This is a genomic window from Veillonella sp. VA141, from assembly GCF_003992175.1.
Taxonomy (GTDB): domain Bacteria; phylum Bacillota; class Negativicutes; order Veillonellales; family Veillonellaceae; genus F0422.
In genome coordinates this window covers 60,887-82,540 of record NZ_RQVM01000003.1, presented here as the reverse complement: position 1 = coordinate 82,540, position 21,654 = coordinate 60,887, and the positions used below count along the sequence as shown (strand labels likewise).

22 protein-coding genes are annotated in these 21,654 nt (G+C 41.0%); all 22 read right to left on the bottom strand.

Going from position 1 to position 21,654, the window contains the following annotated elements:
• Nucleotide 1: 1 nt before the first annotated feature.
• The 22 genes from hemH to EO112_RS04365 all read right to left on the bottom strand — a co-directional run bounded on the left by hemH (nucleotide 2) and on the right by EO112_RS04365 (nucleotide 21,648).
• Nucleotides 2–922, bottom strand: a complete 921-nt coding sequence (hemH, locus tag EO112_RS04470; protein ID WP_164723944.1) for a ferrochelatase — start codon at nucleotides 920–922, stop codon at nucleotides 2–4.
• Nucleotides 909–1,937 (bottom strand): uroporphyrinogen decarboxylase, encoded by a 1,029-nt coding sequence (gene hemE / locus EO112_RS04465; RefSeq protein ID WP_127163128.1) that lies wholly within the window; start codon nucleotides 1,935–1,937, stop codon nucleotides 909–911. Before hemE ends, hemH begins: the two co-directional genes overlap by 14 nt.
• A 95-nt stretch (nucleotides 1,938–2,032) precedes the next feature.
• Nucleotides 2,033–3,946 carry a VWA domain-containing protein gene (locus EO112_RS04460; protein WP_127163126.1) on the bottom strand — a complete coding sequence of 638 codons (1,914 nt, stop codon included), beginning with the start codon at nucleotides 3,944–3,946 and terminating at the stop codon, nucleotides 2,033–2,035.
• A 38-nt stretch (nucleotides 3,947–3,984) separates the two neighbouring features.
• Nucleotides 3,985–4,923 (bottom strand): ATP-binding protein, encoded by a 939-nt coding sequence (locus EO112_RS04455; protein WP_127061214.1) that lies wholly within the window; start codon nucleotides 4,921–4,923, stop codon nucleotides 3,985–3,987.
• Nucleotides 4,924–4,933: 10 nt separating this feature from the next.
• Nucleotides 4,934–8,470 carry a cobaltochelatase subunit CobN gene (locus EO112_RS04450; RefSeq protein WP_127163124.1) on the bottom strand — a complete coding sequence of 1,179 codons (3,537 nt, stop codon included), beginning with the start codon at nucleotides 8,468–8,470 and terminating at the stop codon, nucleotides 4,934–4,936.
• Nucleotides 8,471–8,777: 307 nt separating this feature from the next.
• Nucleotides 8,778–9,266 (bottom strand): EutP/PduV family microcompartment system protein, encoded by a 489-nt coding sequence (locus EO112_RS04445; protein WP_127163122.1) that lies wholly within the window; start codon nucleotides 9,264–9,266, stop codon nucleotides 8,778–8,780.
• A 2-nt stretch (nucleotides 9,267–9,268) separates the two neighbouring features.
• Nucleotides 9,269–9,613, bottom strand: coding sequence for an ethanolamine utilization microcompartment protein EutS (eutS, locus tag EO112_RS04440; RefSeq protein ID WP_009353658.1), 345 nt, complete (start codon nucleotides 9,611–9,613; stop codon nucleotides 9,269–9,271).
• 21 nt (nucleotides 9,614–9,634) lie between these two features.
• Nucleotides 9,635–10,369, bottom strand: a complete 735-nt coding sequence (locus EO112_RS04435; RefSeq protein WP_009353708.1) for an MIP/aquaporin family protein — start codon at nucleotides 10,367–10,369, stop codon at nucleotides 9,635–9,637.
• Between the two features lie 10 nt (nucleotides 10,370–10,379).
• On the bottom strand, nucleotides 10,380–11,528 hold the full coding sequence (locus tag EO112_RS04430) for a 1-propanol dehydrogenase PduQ (protein WP_009353704.1): 1,149 nt from the start codon (nucleotides 11,526–11,528) through the stop codon (nucleotides 10,380–10,382).
• 2 nt (nucleotides 11,529–11,530) lie between these two features.
• Nucleotides 11,531–12,064, bottom strand: a complete 534-nt coding sequence (locus EO112_RS04425) for a heme-binding protein (protein WP_009353670.1) — start codon at nucleotides 12,062–12,064, stop codon at nucleotides 11,531–11,533.
• 29 nt (nucleotides 12,065–12,093) lie between these two features.
• Entirely contained in the window at nucleotides 12,094–12,366 is a 273-nt protein-coding gene (locus EO112_RS04420; RefSeq protein ID WP_303733696.1) for a BMC domain-containing protein, read from the bottom strand.
• 8 nt (nucleotides 12,367–12,374) lie between these two features.
• Nucleotides 12,375–12,902, bottom strand: coding sequence for a BMC domain-containing protein (locus EO112_RS04415; RefSeq protein WP_127163120.1), 528 nt, complete (start codon nucleotides 12,900–12,902; stop codon nucleotides 12,375–12,377).
• Between the two features lie 11 nt (nucleotides 12,903–12,913).
• On the bottom strand, nucleotides 12,914–14,317 hold the full coding sequence (locus tag EO112_RS04410) for an aldehyde dehydrogenase family protein (protein WP_009353657.1): 1,404 nt from the start codon (nucleotides 14,315–14,317) through the stop codon (nucleotides 12,914–12,916).
• Nucleotides 14,318–14,328: 11 nt separating this feature from the next.
• Nucleotides 14,329–14,964, bottom strand: coding sequence for a phosphate propanoyltransferase (locus EO112_RS04405; RefSeq protein WP_126937829.1), 636 nt, complete (start codon nucleotides 14,962–14,964; stop codon nucleotides 14,329–14,331).
• Nucleotides 14,965–14,989: 25 nt separating this feature from the next.
• Nucleotides 14,990–15,985: an AraC family transcriptional regulator gene (locus EO112_RS04400; RefSeq protein WP_127163118.1), complete on the bottom strand. Its 996-nt coding sequence runs from the start codon at nucleotides 15,983–15,985 to the stop codon at nucleotides 14,990–14,992.
• A 19-nt stretch (nucleotides 15,986–16,004) separates the two neighbouring features.
• The gene (locus EO112_RS04395; RefSeq protein ID WP_127163116.1) at nucleotides 16,005–17,306 is read right to left on the bottom strand and encodes a PocR ligand-binding domain-containing protein; all 1,302 of its coding nucleotides are present in this window, start codon (nucleotides 17,304–17,306) and stop codon (nucleotides 16,005–16,007) included.
• A gap of 118 nt (nucleotides 17,307–17,424) precedes the next feature.
• Entirely contained in the window at nucleotides 17,425–18,747 is a 1,323-nt protein-coding gene (locus EO112_RS04390) for an aldehyde dehydrogenase (RefSeq protein ID WP_009353655.1), read from the bottom strand.
• A gap of 13 nt (nucleotides 18,748–18,760) precedes the next feature.
• Entirely contained in the window at nucleotides 18,761–19,024 is a 264-nt protein-coding gene (locus EO112_RS04385) for a EutN/CcmL family microcompartment protein (protein ID WP_009353718.1), read from the bottom strand.
• A gap of 22 nt (nucleotides 19,025–19,046) precedes the next feature.
• A complete protein-coding gene (locus tag EO112_RS04380) occupies nucleotides 19,047–19,580 on the bottom strand; it encodes a hypothetical protein (RefSeq protein WP_009353648.1) in 534 nt (177 codons plus the stop codon).
• A gap of 56 nt (nucleotides 19,581–19,636) precedes the next feature.
• Nucleotides 19,637–19,918 (bottom strand): BMC domain-containing protein, encoded by a 282-nt coding sequence (locus EO112_RS04375; protein ID WP_009353643.1) that lies wholly within the window; start codon nucleotides 19,916–19,918, stop codon nucleotides 19,637–19,639.
• Nucleotides 19,919–19,948: 30 nt separating this feature from the next.
• Nucleotides 19,949–20,719, bottom strand: coding sequence for a propanediol utilization microcompartment protein PduB (gene pduB / locus EO112_RS04370; protein WP_009353719.1), 771 nt, complete (start codon nucleotides 20,717–20,719; stop codon nucleotides 19,949–19,951).
• A gap of 8 nt (nucleotides 20,720–20,727) precedes the next feature.
• Nucleotides 20,728–21,648, bottom strand: coding sequence for a glycyl-radical enzyme activating protein (locus tag EO112_RS04365; RefSeq protein ID WP_009353686.1), 921 nt, complete (start codon nucleotides 21,646–21,648; stop codon nucleotides 20,728–20,730).
• Between the last annotated feature and the right edge of the window lie 6 nt (nucleotides 21,649–21,654).

Genomic DNA, 21,654 nt, shown 5'->3' with positions numbered 1-21,654 from the left:
ATTATCCCTCCTTCAAGAGAGCTGTTAATACACCATGCGCCATGGCTTTCACAAAGAGAGTGTCACGATCTGGCATAGACACTCGCACATAAGATATACCTAAGTGATCACATTGTTCACGACGTTCCACATCTAAATCATAAGATACTTCCATATGAGTGCAAGTAAAGCCGATAGGCATATATACCACATGGGAATGCCCTTCTGCGCCCGCTTGTTCCGTTACCGTTTCTACCGTAGGTGTTAGCCATTCCCCACGAGTGCCTGCACTTTGCCAAGCTAGGGTAGCATTGGGCAACACCAATTGATCTGCTATAGATTGCATCACCCGTTGTAAGCTATGCACATATCCATCATAGGAAATTCCTTGCATCAGTGGCACACTATGGGCAGTAAAGACATACAGCGGTTTTGCCGTAATAGGCAATGTACGCATAGTCTTCTGTACTCGCTCTGTCCAAGATTGCACTAATGTCGGTACATCTGCCCAATGTTGTACTACCTTCCATCGGTCATTCATAAACGGTTTCAGTGGCTCTAGATAGGATGCATTTAATATGTCTGTTCCATAAGGATTCATCATAAGTACCACTACTGTATCATAGTGGCCCAATTCCTTCGCTACATCCCCGATGAGTGGTTCTATATATTTATGTGCTTGTACCACCGTTACCTTTGCAAAGGGTAGTTCGTTTTGTAACTCTTCTTCTAACCGCTCTACTTGCCATGCGGTGGACTCCATTAACTGAGATTGTCCACCAATGCGTTCATACTTATGTCGCAATCCTTGTAATTCTTCGTCACTTGGCCCGTGACCTCTCCGTATGCGGGTATAATATGTTTTCACATCTTCTAAGGAACGGGGAGAGCCATAATCTAATACCAATACACAAACTTGTTGTATCTCTTTATCCTCTGTCATGTACATACTCCACTATGTTTCGCAATACTTTAGGATTCGCATCTGGCACAACACCGTGGCCTAAATTAAAAATATGCTTTCCATGAGCAGCACCTTCTGCCAAAATACGATCAATTTCACCTTGAATTGTCTTCCAATCTGCAAATAAATAGGCAGGGTCCAAATTCCCTTGTAATGTTTGCTTGATGCCCATCGCACTTGCTTCTGCAATGGAGCATCTCCAATCGCAACCGATTACATCTAATGGCAATTCTTTCCACACTGGGAATAAATGCTTAGTACCTACGCCGAACATAGTGATAGGAATATGAGGATATCGTTCTTTAATAGTCCCAATAATATGTTTCATATACGGGAATACGCCACATTCATATTGTTCCATGGAAAGGGCTCCAATCCATGAATCAAAAATTTGAATTGCATTCACACCCGCCTGAATTTGACCTTCCATATAAGTAATGGACATAGTAGTCAATCGCTCCATCAAAGCATGCCAAATCTCAGGGGTTGCCACTAAACATTGACGAGTTTTCTGGTAATTCTTAGAAGGGCCACCTTCAATCATATAGCTAGCCAATGTGAAAGGAGCTCCTGCAAAGCCAATTAAGGGAACTGTGAGCATTTCTTTCGTCAACATTTGGATCGTTTTCACCATAAAGTCCAATGATTCTTCTACTACAATATCCCGTAGCTTTTCCACATCATCTTTGGACCGAATAGGATTGGAAATCACTGGCCCTATACCAGATTTTATGTTCACATCTACGCCCATAGGCACCAAAGGCGTCATAATATCCTTGTACAAAATAGCCGCATCCACATCATACTCATGAACGGGAAGAGCTGTTACTTTTGCACATAATTCCGGTTGATGAGTAATCTCAAATAGGCTATATCGCTCTTTAATCTTGCGATACGCCGCTTGACTTCGTCCCGCTTGACGCATAAACCAAACTGGTCTACGGGACACCGACTCACCTGCAATCATTTGCAAATAATCCTGTCGTTTTTCCATATATAATTACACCTTACCTTTTATCAAACCAAACTTGGATTCTATATTCTATTGTAGCATATGGCGCATGTATTTACCTATATATTCTGTCACTTCTAAATGACTATATATTGATTTATATCTATAAGTTCTGCCCCTAACATATGAGCAATTTCTTTGGCGCGGTTCATGCGAACAAAACTGGTATCTGTATCGATGACCGTCGTTTGTATTCCCTGATTCGCAAGCCATCTACCGATGTCGTCTAGTCCCTGCAGTGCTTGTGAGGTGACCTTCCCATCTGTAATAATTACGACCTTTGCCTGTACATGCCCCATTTGAGACATGTCATTGCCTATCTGTTTGACCGCTTCCTCAATACCTTTTACAAAGGGCGTTCTGCCCCCAATACGAGCTTCTCCCAATGCTTTGGGGATGGTCTCAATTCGCTGTGTCAGCGGCACCACACATTGCGCCCCATGCTTTTGAAAGGTGATAAGCGATACATACTGTCGTTTTACATACATCATCTGTACCAATTGCGAAAGTAACTTCTCTGCCCCCTGTAATCGTTGTCTCTGCCCCATAGATCCACTTGTATCAACTACTAAATAGATGGCTTCTTTTGGTATTTCCTGATACATAGCATATCTGATATCTTCTATAGTTAGCCGAATCGGTACTTTCCGACTGCGTACAATCCCTTGTACTATCGTTGGTATCCATGCAATGGTTCTCCCCATAGTTCCTTGACGATGTACCTTAGGGCCTCGACCGTCATCACTGATGTCTATGTGTTTCTTTGCCAGCCCAGATTGCAACATCCCATATAAATCTAACACCTGCGTTTCCACTGCTTCTGAAATTGCAAAGGACTCCTCTACCTTACCGCTATTGGGCTTACGTTGACCTTGTCCGTTAGTATCTGTTTCTTCCTCTGTTCCATCATGACTAGTGTCAAGTTCCGCTTCTGTCTGATCTAGTTCCAGAGTGGTTTCCTCTTTTGATTGTCCATCATGAGCTTCATCGCTATCTGTCATCATCCCCTGAGGCCCCTTCCCTATTGTCTCATCACGGTCCTTTTCCCTATCCATACCTTGTGAGCTATTGTCCTCTTGTTCTCGGTTTGAACTGACCTCTTTCGTTTTCTCTTGTTCCCTTCTTGTCTTATCGGATGGACTTCGGCCAGATGAATCCTGTGCCTCTCCCTCTTGCTGTGTCCGAGGGTTCACTAGGTTCTTCATTTTCTGTGGTAATGTCCATGGAAGTACTGTTTCTACATCAGCTGGCTCCACAAATTGATGGCCTTTTTCTCTAGCTAAACCGATGGCCGCTTTCAGTAAAATATATTCCATCCCCATAAAGGAAATGTTGAATCTCTCTACTAGACTAGAAATATATGTATATATGCTATCATGCACGTTTGGGATTCCAGGTGCATCCATTAATTTCCCCTTAGAACAAATCGACTCTTCTCCATGAGTTCCATATACATCTACTGATATTCCCTCCCCGTGGTAACTTTCACGAGTCGTACCGTTCTCATATATATCTGCATGGTCTCTATCTGCTAGGATCCGCACTCTAGTATCCACATCTGGGGATTCTATGGGTATCCACAAATCCATATCATAGACCCATTTTGAAAGCCCTTCTGCTCCCGTATAGGTCCCAATGATTTGTAGCGGTCTTCTCGCTTCGTACCGACGATTTTGCTCGTAAAGAATCCGTAACCACATGGACCGGTCAAAGTGATCCAATCCTTCGCAGATAAGCAAGTCATACACGTCCCAAGGATGTGCTTGTTTTACAATTTGAGCTGTTTCTAAGGTCCTTTGTATATCCACTGCTTCCTGCATAGCACTCACATCTGTGTGGGATGTAATCGTCGTATAGGTTCGGCCCCTATCAAGCAATGCTTGTAACAGAGCATACGTTTTTCCCGTTCCCACTTCACCTGAAATCAGTAATGTCCGCAACAAAGGTTCTTGCAAAAAGAGGTGAATGCCTGTATTCAGTTGTACACTCATACCATTCACCTCCTTTAACAAAATCTTTGATGATTCTACTACTTCTGTATCCCTTCATAGGTGGCCCATAGATTCTCTAACATAGTTTCATCAAATTCACGTTGCTCAAAAGGTTTCCGCTTCATCCGATGAGATACCACAAGCGGTGTCAACTGTTTCAGATGATCCATGGTCACATGGGGCTCCCCCTGTAAGGCCGCCAAAGCACGGCTACTATTGAGCAAGGTAATATCTGAACGATGTCCCTCTACGCCTAGGGTAATAGATATATTGGCAATCAATTCTAATAGATTTGCATCTACCCCAATGGTAGGCAACGCTTTACGCGCTGTTTCAATGGTTTTACGCAACGCTTCATCGTCCTTCCTGTAGGACTCAATAAATGCTTGTGGAGTATCTTCAAAAGCCAATCGACGACGCAATACTTCCATCCGCAATGCTACATCTGTTTCTGCTTTCACAGTCACCGATAGACCAAAGCGATCCAACAATTGCGGACGAATAGCCCCCTCTTCGGGGTTCATGGTGCCCACCAAAATAAATCGTGATGGATGACTATGGCTAATGCCCTCACGTTCAACCCGATTCACACCCATCGCCGCCACATCTAGCAATGTATCCACTAAGTAGTCCTCTAGTAAATTGACTTCATCCACATAGAGAATATTTTCGTGAGCCTCAAATAAAATGCCTGGAGAAAACTTTTGCTTCCCCTCTTGCAGCATCCGCTCAATATCCAAGGTTCCCACCAATCTGTCTTCCGTGCAATGCAATGGAAGGTCAACCACTTTCATCGGTGTGCCATCACGATGCATCGGCAGCACCTTGGCTAAGCTTCGTACCGCCGTCGATTTTGCCGTTCCCTTATCACCCTGTATCAATACACCACCTACCCGTGGGTCTACCGCATTGAGGAGTAAGGCCAATTTCATTTGATCTTGTCCTACTAAGGCTGTAAAAGGATATATAGTACTCATGTTAGTCTCCTTACGTTTCATCATAATACCCCTCTAGATCATCTTCCAAGGACATTGCCACATCGCGCAATCCTTCTATACGTTCCGCACTGGCCTTCCAAAGTCCTCGTTGTTCTGCTTCTAATAAAGTAGTACAAATGGCCCCTAATGCCCAAGGATTGACTTGGCGCATCCAGTCCTGTACGTCCTGATTCATGACATACTCGTCTGTATAGGCATCATACATCCAATCTTGAATCATATCACTAGTGGCGTCCCATTCATAGGTATGTTGTACATAGGAAGCCATATCCGCTGCCCCCTTGTAGCCGTGTTTCATCATGCCCTCTATAAAAATAGGGTTCATTGGTTCACTACGGAACTGACGCTGAATTTCATCTTCTAAGGAACGCACCAAAATATCTTTACGATACGTGGTATCTCCTATAAATGATTTCGGCTTAATACCTTTCACCGCCTCCACAGCCGCAATCATACCCCCATGATAGGCATTGAAATCATCTGCACTCAACAAACTAACTTCACGATTATCTTCATTTTTCACGGTCACTTCAATGGAACCTAATCGCTTGCGAAACTGTTGATGGCTTGGAATAATTTCCCCTTGCTCATCATATCCATAGCCACCCCAGGTGACATAGGCATTGGCTAAATCTTCACGAGTAGACCAGTTGCTTTGTTCTAGAATTTGATTCACTCCTGCCCCATAGGCACCTGGTGCATCGCCAAAGACACGAATTGTAGCTGCTTTGATAGCTTCTTCATAGTCCATACCGTCTTCTACTAATGCAGCTGTATCCAAGTCTATATGTTTTTTTACGTAATTCACACTATGATCTTCATCAAGAGCGTTTACCATTTGCACCGCTTTTGCAATCCACATGACACCGGAAGGCATCATATCTCGGAATAGTCCACTAATACGGCTTGTTACATCGATACGTGGTCGCCCTAATTCCTCGAGAGGTATGACTTCCAAATCGGACACACGACTACCTGTATAAACTGGTCGTACACCCAATAAATAGAATACTTCACCAATACATTGTCCATGAGTGCGTTGCGTGTTGTCTGCCCACAAGACAATACCAATTTCCTCTGGATATCGCTGTTCTTCTCGAATATATTCATTGAGCAACGCATCGCCTAGTTCACAACCGATGGCATAGGCAGGAACGGTCGGCAAGGTCCGTTCATCGACGCCATAAAAATTGCGCCCCATCGGTAGCACATCGATACCACCATTAGTAACAGCACCTCCAATATTAGGCGGGATATAGTTTCCTTCTAAACCTCGTAACAATTGGCACATTTCTTCTGTGGTTTGGCGCAACCCTGCGAGGTAGGTCTCACACAGCGTTTCCTTCTGTGCATCGTCTGGCACACCATACATGTCTATGAAAGCATCTATATACCCCTCCTCTTCCTCTGTGGTTGGATTTTGTCCTAAAATATGCAAGCCACAACGAATATGACGATTTTGGATATCCATCAAATAGTTATGAACATCCCCTAACAGTTCTTCTGCCTCGTCTGCATGAATGGAGTCAGCTAAGGCGCGCCACTCTTCTTCACTGACAGATCTATCTGCCACAAAGTATGCCTGACCGCTCTCTTGATACCAGTCGAAGGGTTCGCACAAGCGTTCCAGATGACAATCTTTCACAGAAGATAAGATATACCCTAGCACCACATGCTCTTGGTTTGTTTCCTGGGCTTTCATATAGTCATATTCGTCCAAATACCGTTCTAGCGTTTCATAGTCACCATATAAGCCGGACCGCTTCATAGGTGGCGATAAATAGCTAAGTAAAACAGCATGGCTACGCCGTTTTGCTTGGATGCCTTCACCAACGATAGTTGTCCAGTACGGATAGAGATTAGGTATATCTTCGATACCTAACTGAGGGTAACAATAGGAACTTAAAGCCGTTCCCTTACCGGGCAACCATTCTAAGTTACCATGGGTTCCCATATGAATCGCCACATCGGCTTGAAATACAGTACGCACCCAATGATATACTCCCTCATAGTGATGCGTAGGCGGAATGTCCGGCGAATGGTACAAAGCATCTGGATTATCACTAAATCCACGTGGCGGTTGTACTAATACCCACACATTGCCAAAGGCCACACCGGGAATAATGAGCTCATCCTCTTCTACAAATATCTCCCCTATGGGCTGTCCCCAATGTTGTAGTAGTGATTCTTGGGTAGCACTATCTAGCTTTGAAAACCACGTCCTATACACTTCTTTCGGTAGTTTTGGAGCTTTCTCTACGGCTGAATCGGTCAAGCAATCTACATCATTCGTAGCATGTTTGGTCAGTATCATCATTAGATCTTCACTCGTTTGAGGGATACCGTCTACTGTATATCCGTTCTGTTGTAATTCTTGCAACAACCGTAGTACAGATTCTGGCGTGTCTAGCCCACAGGCATTGCCAATATGTGAATTTTTAGGAGGATAATTATGAAGGAATAGAGCAATCTTTACTTCTGACCTATGTTTCTGTTGCAATGCAATCCATCGTTTGGCTTGGTCTACTAACTTTTGAATGCCCTCAGGATATGGTTTAAAATAGTAGCCTCTTTCCTCTGAATACGTTCTGGTCCCTACAATATGACCATTTAAAATGCCATCTATTTCCGGCAATGACAAGGAAAAGGATATATCCATAGGCTCTAACCCTTGTGAACGTGTTTTCCAGCTTTCAAGAGTAGTATAGGTAACAAAGCCCTGCAAGATAGGGATTCCTAAATCTGTCAGTTCATGACGACTCGCCCCCTGCAAGCCAATGATGGAGAACTTGCATGTATTAATGATGAGAGATATTGTCTCTTTCACTTGATGATCAAACAACGTGTGCCAACAATCGTACCACCGTAATTGTCCACCAGATTTACTGCTGTATTGACCAAATACTAATACCGGCGATAACCCTTGTTCTAATGCACGATCATACAGTGCATAGGGATAGTCTAATTGACCTTGCACCCATTCATCTCGATAAAAGAAAATACCTACCACTGGACCGCCATGATCATAGTCCTTACGATATTCCTCATAGGATGGATACACTTCCCCTTGTCTGCCTAAAATACCTTGGTATGGTAGTTCTTTCACCGGTTCTACTGGCCCTGTATAACCTTGTAAGGATAGCATATATTGGCACAGTCCATAAAAGTTTTCTCTTCCACCTTGGTGCAAATAAGCCTTAATTTGATCAATGTCCTCATCTGCAATACCATATCGCTGTATATCCGACGCTGAATCATGGAATAGTAATACATAAGGAACTTGTTTCTGTGTAATATATTTGTGAATCCCTTTTACCAAAGGAGTATCTAACGTACTGCCTACATGAGTAAATAGTACTATATCCGTACCATCAATCGCCCTCTGAACATCTTCTAACTCTATATTTTCAGATGATAGAAAAACTATGCCCAAGGACATAGTCTCATCTGTATACTTCTGTTCTATTTCTTTAGCCCATTGCCAATGCTTCGTCATAGACGTAATGAGTAATATAGAATGTTTCATATCGTACTCACCACAATACGTAATGCCTTCCCTTTCATCATTACTGCCTCCTAACTGTAGCACTTAGCTACTAACCGCTTGTGTCCACATGCCCATTGTAGAACACAGTCTGTTACCTTTTTAAGTAAAGGATTTGACTATACAATTGCTCATACACATTCATTGCGTGAAAGAATATACTTTTAGTTTATCATACTATAGGTTTCATTTGATAGTAAAATAAATTTTATTTAATAACTATCATAGTGTAACAAAAAAGCACCGCCACAAAGGAAGGTGCTTTTCTATCCACTCACTATGGTGATCGTTATTCCTTTACAGATAGCATTTCTCTAAGAGCCTCGTATCCATAGGTCACCATTGGTATATCTTGTATTAAATTTTGTTCTGTTATGTCCTCTTCCGACTCCATTACGACACAGATGTCATTAGCCCCCGCTAGTCGTAGTAGGCGAACACTTTCACCAATCTGAGACACATCTAATGCATCATTCGTAACCACAACGCCTACTACATTACGATTAAAAGCTCCTGCCGTAGCTGGCGGATAGGGATTGAATGGTTCCCCTAAGCGGTAGCCCAGTACCACGGTATCCACATCGTAGGATGACACTAAAAGAGCAGAAAAATACCACGGATTTTCAATGTACTCTCCGGGAGTTAGCACACAATTGCCTTCACGATACACCGCCATTGGCCGTGGCAACGTCTTCTTTCCGCCTAAAAGACATTGTACCACAGTTTCCACATGACTATAGGTGCTACCAACCCACAAAGTACTACGCAAGGTATCCACGGTTAGCTCCTTGTAAGAGGAACTACGCTAAACTGTAGCAATTCCGAGAATCCCTGTAATACACTAGAGAGTGATACCTCTACGCTTGAAACATCTCCTGATATTAACACAGCCCCTGAAAATCGATCGATAAATTCGATATGTACATTGGCTGCTTTAGAGGCCATATCTCCTGCAATGATAGCCGCTTCCCCTGGGGTAATCGTCAAAATACCTACAGCACTACGACCTTCGCTATCTAGACCTAATTTACTGTATAAGTCCCTTTTTGGATTCGCTAATACATGAGCTAATGTGACTTGTTTTCCTGGTACTGACTCTTGAATAATACGTTGTTTATCTAGCATAGGATATAACCTCCTTTCCAATTATAAATGTAAAGCTACATGTAGCCAGTTAAATGCGCCCACTGCTAATAGTGCCCCAATCGTTGGTCCTACAATTGGTACCCAAGCATAACCCATATTCGCAGTTCCTTTGTTAGGAAGTGGTAAAATCGCATAGGCCAAACGTGGAGTAAAGTCACGAGCAGGATTCAATGCAAAGCCTGTAGTTCCACCAAAAGAGAAACCGATGCTTGCTACAAGGAAACCAATAATAAGTGGTGCTAAACCATCGGCCATAGGTCCCAAGAAAAGTACACAAAAGATGAATAAGAAAGTAGCAATCACTTCAGATAGTAAGTTCCAAGCTCGTTCATCACAAGCTGGACCTGTAGCAAAAATACCTACACAGTTTCCTTCATCTGGACCAGTAATCTTGAAGTGAGGATAGTAATGTAGCATCGTAATGCCTGCGCCTACAAAGCCACCTAATAATTGAGCGATAACGGCTCCCAATACTAACTCAGGAGGGAATAATCCACCTGCTGCAAAAGCAATCGTTAATGCTGGGTTCAAGTGTCCTACGCCACCTAAGTGAACGGCCACATAGACTGCAAATGTAACTGCAAATCCCCAACCAAACATCAATCCAATCCAGTTTGTTTTAATAGCGCTTGTGATTGTATTTTTAAGTAATAATCCAGCGTTACAACTACTACCGAAAGCCATTAAAATAGCTGTTCCGATAAATTCACTAACATACACTTGTGTAGCATCCATATGTGTTACCTCATATAATACATGTTAATATACGTGTTAAATCTTCTTTTGTGGCCGCGTATGGATTCCCTGGGTAGGTACGATCCACCATAGCCTGTTGCACTAATGTAGGAAAGGAATCCTTAAAGGAAACTTCATCAATACCAAACTCTTTCATTGTTATAATGCAACCCACTCGACGTGCTAAAGATTGTGCACATCGTACTAAAGCAGCAATTTGTGCACTTTCATCATCAGATTCGGTGGTTAAGGAGAGTTTTTGTGCAATCGAAATGTATTTTAATTTAGCCTCATTAGAGTTGGCTGCATTATACATAATGACATAGGGCAATAGCATCGCATTGGCTAATCCATGCGGCACATGGAATTGACCGCCCAATTGATGTGCTAAGGCATGGGTAATGCCTAGACCAGCTTGATTGAAAGCTAGCCCTGCCATGCAGGATGCTTCATGCATCGCTGCTCGTGCTACTTCGTCAGTTCCACGCTCTACACATGTTGGTAAATTCTTAATAACTAATTCTATTGCTTTTTCAGCTAATGCATCGGTAAAATGATTGGCCTCTGTAGCCACCAAGGCTTCCATGGCATGTACAAGTACATCCATGCCGCTATAAGCGGTTACTTTTGGCGGTGCCGATTTCACAAAGAATGTTGTTAAAATCGCTTCATCTGGCAATAAGCTGTCATCTGCCAACGGATACTTTATACCTGTTTTAGTATCTGTAATAACAGCAAAGGATGTCACTTCAGATCCAGTTCCGCTAGTTGTTGGTATGGCAATAAATTTTTTAACGCAGATGCCATAAATTGTTTTACAGAAATAGTTAATACCTTTCGCTGTATCAATGGCAGATCCTCCGCCAATGACGATCAGTACTGTGGCTTTTTCTTTCTGTAATACCTCTACCCCTTTGACAATGGAATCAATAGGTGGATCTGGTACTACATTAGAATATACAACATAGGTATTGCTTGTATTCACCAAGTCAATCACTGTCTGTAATGCTGGTGTTCCTTCTAAAAATGGGTCACAGATGATAAAAATACGTTCTCCTTCTAATAAGCGAAGTCTTTCTAAAGCATCTGTTTTAGTACCATTGGCAGAGTGTTCTGTTTGTCCTGTAAAAATTTGCGTTTTAAATGACCATGATTCCATGATTACGCCCCTTGTATATATGACTGAAAAGCTCGTAGCCCTGCATTCACTATGAGCACATCTTCTTTTACAGTGCCGCCACTAATACCTAGACCACCGATTAGATGATTCTCTAACATTAGTGGCTCACCACCGCCAAATAAGACTATGGGTCTTTTGACCATCGTCTCAATACCATAAAGAGGAGTCCCTGGCTGCACTACGGCTCCTAACTTTTCTGTTCCGCACCGAAAAGCTACTGCTGTATAGGCCTTATTAGGGGCTAGTTCTATGCTTACACCAAGAGCTCGTTCCATACGCCGTTGATACACTAACGATCCGCTCGCATCCACAATAGCAATCACAACAGGAATTCCCAATCGTTTCGCCTCTTGTTCGCAAGCTTCAACGACAGTATCTACCACAGATTCAACGGTAATTCCTGTATATCTAGACCACTGTGCTGCTCGTCCAATGGGGGCAATTCCCTCTTGTGTAGTGGATGGCACGCGCTCTATGTTTGCAATAATATTTCGGACTGAATCATAAATATCCATGTCCATCCTCCTTACTAAAGGCTATTCTACTATTTAGTCAACAATGTTTCTACATCGTGATGTGGGCGAGGAATTACGTGAGTAGATACAACTTGGCCTACGTTACCAGCTGCTACTGCACCCGCCTCTACGGCTGCTTTAACAGCACCAACATCACCACGAACCATCACAGTTACTAAACCAGAACCAATTTTTTCATAGCCAGTTAATTCTACATTGGATGCTTTCACCATTGCATCTGCTGCTTCAATAGCTGCTACTAAACCTTTTGTTTCTACCATACCTAATGCGTTATTCATGATAAACCTCCTTATTTTTTAGAACTACTTTTCTTTTTAGCTTTAGTCGTTTTAGCTGATTTTTTAGCACCTGTAGCTTTCGGTGCTACTTCTGTTGTTGATGGTGTAGATTCTTCACCAATCACAATATTTGTCAGTTCAGCAATGGCTTCAGCCATTACTGTATCTGTTTCTTGTACTGTTTTTTCCGGCTCTGCCCCGACAGTTTCCACCACAGTTTCCACCACAGGTTCTGCTATAGGTTCTTCTTTCACAGCTGCCGGTTCTTCTTGTAAGAAGACATCGATAACAGTTTGCGATACTCTTGGAATCACTTTAGAGCTTACAAAACAACCCATCTCTTTTGCCACCATAGCGCCTGCTTCAACAGCTGATTGCACAGCTCCCACATCGCCTACTACTTTCACAGTAAACCAACCAAAACCATTAGCTTTGTCAATATTTACTACGTGCACATTAGATGCTTTTACCATTACATCGGACATGGTAACTGCGCCTAACAAGCCTTTTACTTCTAATAGTCCTAACGATTGATTCATATAAGCCTCACTTATCTTAAGCTAAATGCTTCACTTAATACACAACGACGAATGCGACAGAACGATCTTGCACATGTAATACCTTCTCCTGTTGGGCCTGCAATGGTAAAGGTAGTATGCCCTTCACCACCTACACCAATACCTGCATAGGATGGAGCATTTTTTACGAAAATCGTAGTTTCTAACAATCTCGCCATTTTAGATAATTTTTCTAAATTTTGAGAGTGCATCATCGCTGTGTGACGATTTCCCAATTCTGCGCGGTATGCACATTCTATAGCAATATCTACATTTGGAACCGCTACGATTGGTAAAATTGGCATCATCATTTCTTCTGTTACTAGGTGATGATGTTCTGATGTACGAGCAATGATTAATCGAATACTGTCATCTACCACAATACCTACTAATGCTAATAAATCTTTTGCAGATTTACCTACAAAATCTGGATTTGGTTTACCATCTTTCTTAGTTACTTTTTCAACTAATGTATCTAGAATAGACATATCAGTAATTTCATAAGCACCATTCTTTTTCATATGGTATACCAATTGATCTGCCACAGATTCCACAACAAACACTTCTTTTTCAGCAATACATGGAACGTTATTATCAAAACTTGCACCACTGACGATATCTTTCGCTGCTTGTTCAATATGTGCTGTTTCATCTACGACTACTGGAGGGTTACCAGCGCCGGCGCCAATCGCTTTTTTACCAGAGGATAAGACTTGGTTTACAATTCCAGGTCCACCTGTAGCAACTAACAATCTTACTTTTGGATGACTCATCATGCATTGTGTACTTTCAATCGATGGTTCACGCACCATCGTTACCAAGTTGTTCGGAGCACCTGCCGCTTCTAGTGCTTTATTAATCATTTGCACTAAAATAGTAGATACTTTTTTAGCTCTTGGATGTGGGCTAAATACCACCGTATTACCGCCAACAATCATGGAGATAGAATTATTGATAATTGTTTCTGTTGGATTTGTTGTTGGTGTTATGGCACCAATCACGCCAAATGGACAAAATTCTTCAATTGTCAATCCATCATGACCAGTCATAGCACGCGTTTCCAACACTTCTTTACCTGGTGTTTTCACAGCAGCTACTCGGTTTTTAATCAATTTATCACTATATCTACCAATGCCTGTTTCTTCGACTGCCATGAGTGAAATCATTTCTAAATGATCTTTTTGTAACACAGTTTCACGGATGGCATCCACAAATGCATTACGATCTTGTAATGAAAAAGCTAACAACTCTCTTTGTGCCACTTCACTCGCATCAATCGCAGCCTCCATGGTATCAAACACGCCATATTCATAACGAGTTGTTTCCATACCTACGCCTTCTTGTTGTAAATCTTTCACTACTTGTTTCACTATACTTTCAATCATTTCTAAGTTCATTCGTATCTCCTCTATGATTTCGATACAATTCCAATATCATTGTTTTTAATCCGTCCTGCATTCGCTTCATCTACATCGATATGCATTTCTAAAGCAAACTTCGGCGATACTCGAATAATTACATTGGAAAATGTCAGCTCGCGTTCTCCATGTACAGTCACTGTCACTCGCTCTTTATCGATCACGCCCATACGTTTTGCATCATCAGGATGCATATGGATATGTCGATGCGCTACGATCACACCTTGAGAAATCGTTAATTTCCCTTTCGGTCCTAGTAACGTTATACCTGGAGTTTCCCGTAAATCACCAGATTCACGTATCACGCCTGGTACTCCCAACGTAAATGAATCTGTTAGAGAGATTTCCACTTGTGTATCATTCCTAAAAGGTCCCAAAATACGTACTTTTTCAATACTGCCTTTCGGTCCTACTAGAGTTACTGTTTCATTTGCAGCATATTGTCCTGGTTGTTTCAAGTCTACTTTTTTTGTCAGTTCATCTTGTCCAAATAAAACGGTATATGCTTCTTTTGACACATGAACATGACGATTTGAAACACCAATTGGTACGCTACATCTATTTAATTCTTGTAACTTTGCTATGACGCGCTCCGTTACTAAATGTAAATACTCAGATTGTTTCATAGGTTTCCACCAATCCATTAATGACTTAATCTCGATATTGTGAGATTGTTTTATGTTCATGTTTTTTGAAAATTTTACAAAAATAGCTCACATCACTATATCCCAATATGTTAGCAATATAGGATCCGCTCTTGTCCGTTCCAAGTATATATTCCTTCGCTAAATTTATTTTTTTCTTGTGTATATACTGCATAATTGTCATATTTAACTTATGTTTGAATATACGACTAATGTAGCCTTGGCTTACATTACAAGAAACAACTATATCTTTTAAAGAAATATCTTCTTGTATATGTGTATGAATATAGTAGAGAACAGTATGTAAAATTTCTTGTTTCCCTTGATATAGTTTCATAAACAGGAAATCAACAATTTTAAATGTCCATATAGCGAGTCCTTCTGCGTATTTTGTATGTACAGGTTCCAACTGTATCTTTGACACCATCGTATGTAACTTCAATATATGCGTGTCTAAGACCTTGTGTTGTACCTGGTCTACCAATTCATATAGTTCACTGGCAATTGACTGGCTATCACTATGTTCATATGTATACTGACATACTTGGTATAATCTGTCATAGGCTACCTCAAAATCACCTTGCTGAAAACCTTGTACAATTCCCTCCAACAGATCTAGGGATTTCCCTGTGACCTCTTTTTCTTTAGTCATCCCCTTTGCTGGAATCCATTTATAAAAATCATCCCAGCTAAAAGGTTTATATAAATATCCAATTCCGGAATATTTCATAGTCATTTGGTTAACAGCTTGCGTTTCTTTATTCAACATCATCACAATCCGGCAGGTTGGATAGGTGTAATACATATGTCGAATAATGTCACCTGCTTTTTGATGGCTAATATCCATTGCTATATAAGCGACAGAAATTATTTCTTCCTTCGGTAAGGAAAGTACTTCTTGATATGTACTAATGCAGATGACCTCCGCTTGCATATGGAGTGCAATTCGTTTTTGTAGTGCTTTCATATGCAACTTATCGGTATCTACCAAAAGTATCTTCATCACAAAATACCTCCTTGTCTTATTCTACTGGATAGGATAACATCACCTGTATCCCACCCTTTGGCAATGGATAACAATGTACTTTAGCAGAAGTGCCATGGTATTCTATAAACGTTTGATGTAATTTTAAAATAGCTTGACTCGTTGGAGATAAGGTTGACTCTATGGTATCTCCATGTATTAACCTCGTCACATCTTGTAGTAATTTGTGTAGTACAAGTACTTCATCAGAGTGAATCTGCAATGTATCATCTTCTATAATAATACATACTTGATCACCTTGGAGCTCTGCATGTAGTTTCATAGAAATCTTTGCATGCCCCTCTTGTTGTGCTCTTTCTGCCACTTGATATACATATTGCCATATGCTATAGGACGGTAACATGTAGTGCCACAGGCTCTCATCTACATCCATATGCCAGCCTATGTGGCAATCTTCACGATAGTTTAAGAGAGATACTGTAGATTCGATGCGCGAACATTCCTCTTTAATACTTGTTTCAAATAGACTATCATGATGAAGTGCTAATACATGAATATAATCCAGAATCGCTGCTTCCGTTTTTTCTGCTTCTTCTACTACAGATAAGCTATCTACTACGCTAAGCAATTTACAGTTACGTACCATATCTACATAGCGCTTATACTTTTCTAGCTCACTTTGTAAGCAGCAAATCTTATCTTCTGCTTCTAATACTTCTTTTTCTAATGCTTCTATACGATTTAAATTCTTTTGTTTATTTCTATTCGATACAATTTCATGATTCGTAAGTTGATTAATAATAAACTCCACTAGTTTTGCGATAGAAAGCGCTTCATTATAGCTATACCGCTTAATATCTGCTAACTCTTCCGGATTCGTAGTTTCGATATCTTGGTTCACTAATTGTGCTCCACCAGGTACCATATTTTTACTCAACCGGACTATTGTATCTGGTACATCATCACATAGAATCTGTCCTCCAATAAATCCGCCTAAATAATGACCATCCACGATAATCGGTATAGCAATTTCTAAAAGTCCGCAAGGACAAATATAAATGCTCACCTCTTTATTAGTGGCAGCAATAATCGCACCTGATGCATCGGATAACTTACACAATAATGACGATGTAGGGTTATCTCTTATTTTCTTACAATAGTTGCAAAACCGTGTTGCTTCTGTTAATACATCACCTTTATAATCTACTGTCACAAAAGCTATTCCTGTCACGTTGGCAACCGCTTCTTGGATCCCTTCCAATAAATCATGACCTATGACAGTCATAATATCCAGTCCTGATTCTTCGTTTCGATTGTCTTCCAAAGTATTTCGTGGCATTCCTTTTTATTACCTTTCCTATACAATACGTAAAATATCTCTACTTATAGTATACGACAGTAATTGCAAAAACCATGTCAAAAAGTATGATTTTTGTCATGAAATTTAATCATAGTTATTATGTATAAGAACATAGCGTTTCTACATACACACATCTTCTGCGACGGACTAAATCTTTCGCCGTTATGGCTCCTTCACCAGTGACATTGGCAATCGTGAAAGATGTGGCTCCTACGCCACAGATACCAATTCCATCTAAGGAACATCCATTTTTGACAAAGATTGTAGTTCGGAAAGCTTTTGCTGCTTGCCGTAAACGCTCCGTATCGCGAGAATGAATGCCTGCTGTATGGTGATAACCTTGTTCTGCATCAACAGCAATTTGTAGGGCACTTTCAAAATTACTAGCTTTCACCACTGTAATCAATGGAGCTAATATTTCCTGTGTCACAAATGGATGGATTTTAACTGTTTCTACAGCAATCAAATCATAGGAACGATTCGTATGAATTCCTGCATCTTTTAAAATCTCATCTGCCGATTTACCGCCATATTGACGATTTACTTCCATATCTTCAGTCAAGAGAATTTTTGATAATTGCAACATTTCTCCCACTGAATCCACATAATACACATTGAGTCTTTCTAAGGCCGACCGAAATGCAGGTACTACAGATTCTACAATAATGACATTTTTCTCCGATGTACAGGTAATGTTATGATCGAAGGATGCGCCTTTGTGAATGCAATAGGCTGCTCGATCGATATCAGCCGTTTCATCTACCACAAATGTAGGGTTCGCTGGACCTGCTGAAATAACCTTCTTACCACAGGCTAATGCGCTCCTAGCTGCATCTGACCCACCAGTAGATAAAATCAATTCTACATCAGGATGATTCATTATTTCATTAAGATATGTTAAGGAACAAGTATCTGGTGTGGTGATTAAGTTACATATGCCAAATTTATCTAAGATAATTTTATTCATCACTTTCGTAATATATTTAGATACTTCCATGGCTCTTGGATGTGGACAATGAATCACTACATTTCCTGCTGACAACAAACTAATTGTATTGTTGATCAACGTTTCACAAGGATTGGTACTTGGATGTATTGCACATACAACACCATATGGAAATGGTTCTGTTAAGACAATTCCATTTTCTCCTTGCGTTGTTCCTGTAATTAAATCTTCTGGGCCCGGCGTTTCTTCCAAAGCAAGTTTAATCTTAATGGCCTTATCTTCCGCTTTACCCATACCAGTTTCTTCACAAGCAAGCGCGGCAAATTCTAGACAATAGCTTCGTAATCCTTCACGGATAGCCTGAATCAACTGCTTCCGTTCCCGTAGGCTCAACTTTTGATAGATGTGAAATGCTTGTTTTGATGCATGCACAACCTGTGTTACTGAGGAAAATATCCCACCTTGGGTTCCCATATTTGCCTCCTTACTAAATAACAACAGAGTCTACAATACCAATGATTGCTAAATCTATGGTAGCCCCTTTTCGGTTCTCTTCCACTCGTACTGAAGACCCCGTTCCAACTAGCACATATTCACCTACACCAGCTCCTACAAAATCAGCTGCTACTTGTTCTCTATGAGCTGGCGAAAGCGATGCATCGACAGGCTGTATAATCATCAACTTATATCCTAATAGGGTATCACTTTTCTTCGTTGCTACAACATTACCAATCACTTTTGCTAAATACATGCTTACTCCTATCTCATAGGACTCAATTCATATGACGAATATGGTCTATGTATCGTATCCCTAACTCAAATATTGTTTGATAGTACCCTTGCACCATCTGTTGGTAGGGACCTGGTTCTTTTCCTGATAAAGGCTCTATGGATGTTGGCAGTACATAGATACTAGCACCTGCTGTAAAAGCTTTCTTTACCACTTCCGACAGATCCGATTGACTATAGCCTAAGGCAATATGAATGACATCATTTCTTCCTATATAAGGTAATACTATGCAATCGTGTTCTGTAAAAGCGGGTTCCTCTCCATAGGGATATTGCATAAGAAAAGGATGAATTTCTTTCACTCGACGTTCCATTTCTGGATCACCGTTCTTGGGAACAATGGCATGAACTTGTGTGAAGTCACATGTAGTCAATTGATTCGCCAACGCATAATTTTCATGATGCCACTGTTCATCAAAGACAACATATAATTTTCTTACACTTTGTTCATGAGATTGTTCTGCTAAAATACGTGCCACCATGTCTTCTAGGAGCCTAGATAGGTCTCTATCTTTCATAGTGCCTCCTCTAAAGTAGTGGCATATAAGGACGATGCCTCATATGCCACGCTACATTACGCTTTAAGAGTTGGAATAATACGTTCTGTATCGATGTGAGGACGAGGGATAACGTGTAAGGATACAACTTCGCCTACTGCACGAGCTGCTACTGCACCAGCTTCAACAGCTGCTTTTACTGCACCAACATCACCACGAACCATAACTGTTACTAATCCAGAACCAATTTTTTCATAGCCTACTAAGTTTACGTTAGCAGCTTTTACCATAGCATCTGCTGCTTCAATCGCACTTACTAAACCTTTTGTTTCTACCATTCCTAATGCATCTGAAACCATAATATCCTCCTATGTTTCTATACTAACCTATTAAATGTATGGTGTTGTACTCGATGTAGGTGTGTCACCTAAAGCACCAAGCAATTTAATACCCACTTCACGAGCTGCTTTCACAGCTTGACGAACAGCACCAGAGTCTCCAGAGAATGTTAAGATTACTTCGTTAGAGAAACTTGTACCAGATTTTGGTGATGCGTACGAAACAACTTCTACATTGGCAGATTTTACTGCTGTATCCGCAAGTACTGCACCAATCGCTGCTGGGCCTGCACATACCATACCAAAAGATCTACCTAATGGAGTGTTGAATACGGCTTCTAAACAATAGCTTGCACGTGCTGTGTATTGGAATTCCAAGTGACCTGCATCATTAGCGTATACATCTCCAAAGTATTTTGGAACAGCTTCCAATGCAATTTCAACAGCTCGACGAGCATCGGATACATCATGAGCACCGATATAGATCAAGGAACCATGACCTGCGCCACCTTTAGTATCACGAGGCAACTCTACTGTAATAATTTCAGTATTCGTTGCTTTGATTGCATCATCCACAGCCATAATTTGTGGGCCTGCGCCTACACGACCGCCGATAATACCGATGGATTTGAATTTTCCTAATCCCATTGTTTCTGTTAATAACGGATCCACACTGGCAATCACAAGACCAATTGTATCGCCCATTGCAGTACCTACAAATTCAGTAACTCCGATGGATCCTGCTGTTGTGCCTTGCGGCTTTTTAATGCCAAGTTCTTCTGATACTTGACCCATCACTTTTTCTAATAATGCTGTATCCATAGTACCTCCTAACCACCAATAATACAGTTTAAACCATATGATTCTACTATTTTTTTATACGTTTCCATTTCTTCTTCTGGAATCTTTGGTGTATTTTCTAATTCATATTCACGTCCCAATAGTTCATATTTCCCCTGCCCATAATTGTGATATGGCAACAAGTGTATGTCATGAACATTAGGCATATTTTCCTTCACAAACTCCGCTATACCACGAATATCTTCTTCGCTCGCATTAAACCCAGGAATCGTAGGAACACGCACTGTTGTATTTGCGATAGACTGTATGACTTTAGCCGACTCTTTGATCCTTGCGTTATCGACACCAGTGAACTTTTTATGTTGCTCTGGATTAACACTTTTGATATCTAGTAGAACTAAGTCGATGTACGGCATAATCTCTTCTACAATCTTTGTGTCATAATACCCTTCTGTTTCTATTGCGGTATGCCATCCTTGTGCTTTACAAGCTTTAAAGATTTCTTTAGCAAACTTTGGTTGTGTCAATGCCTCTCCACCAGATAAGGTGATGCCGCCATTGGACCGAAAGTACTGTGTGGCATCTTTTTTTAGTTCTCGTACTACCTGCTCGACACTCATCAACTTACCTTTCATAGAAAGTGCACTGGTAGGACAGACCATGGTACACTCTGAACAGTTGTCACAGAGTGTACGGTCAATCCAGTATGGGTTGCTATCAGCAATGGCCTGTTTAGGGCAAACTGCCTGACAAGCTTTACAACCAATACAGAGTTGTTTTCGATACACTACTTCAGGATAATATTGTTGTGATTCTGGATTAGAACACCATTTACATCGTAATGGACAGCCCTTCAAAAATACGATTGTCCGGATTCCTGGTCCATCGTGAATGGAAAAGCGTTGAATATCAAATACAGTGCCTTGTACACTATAATCTACTGATTCCATACGAAC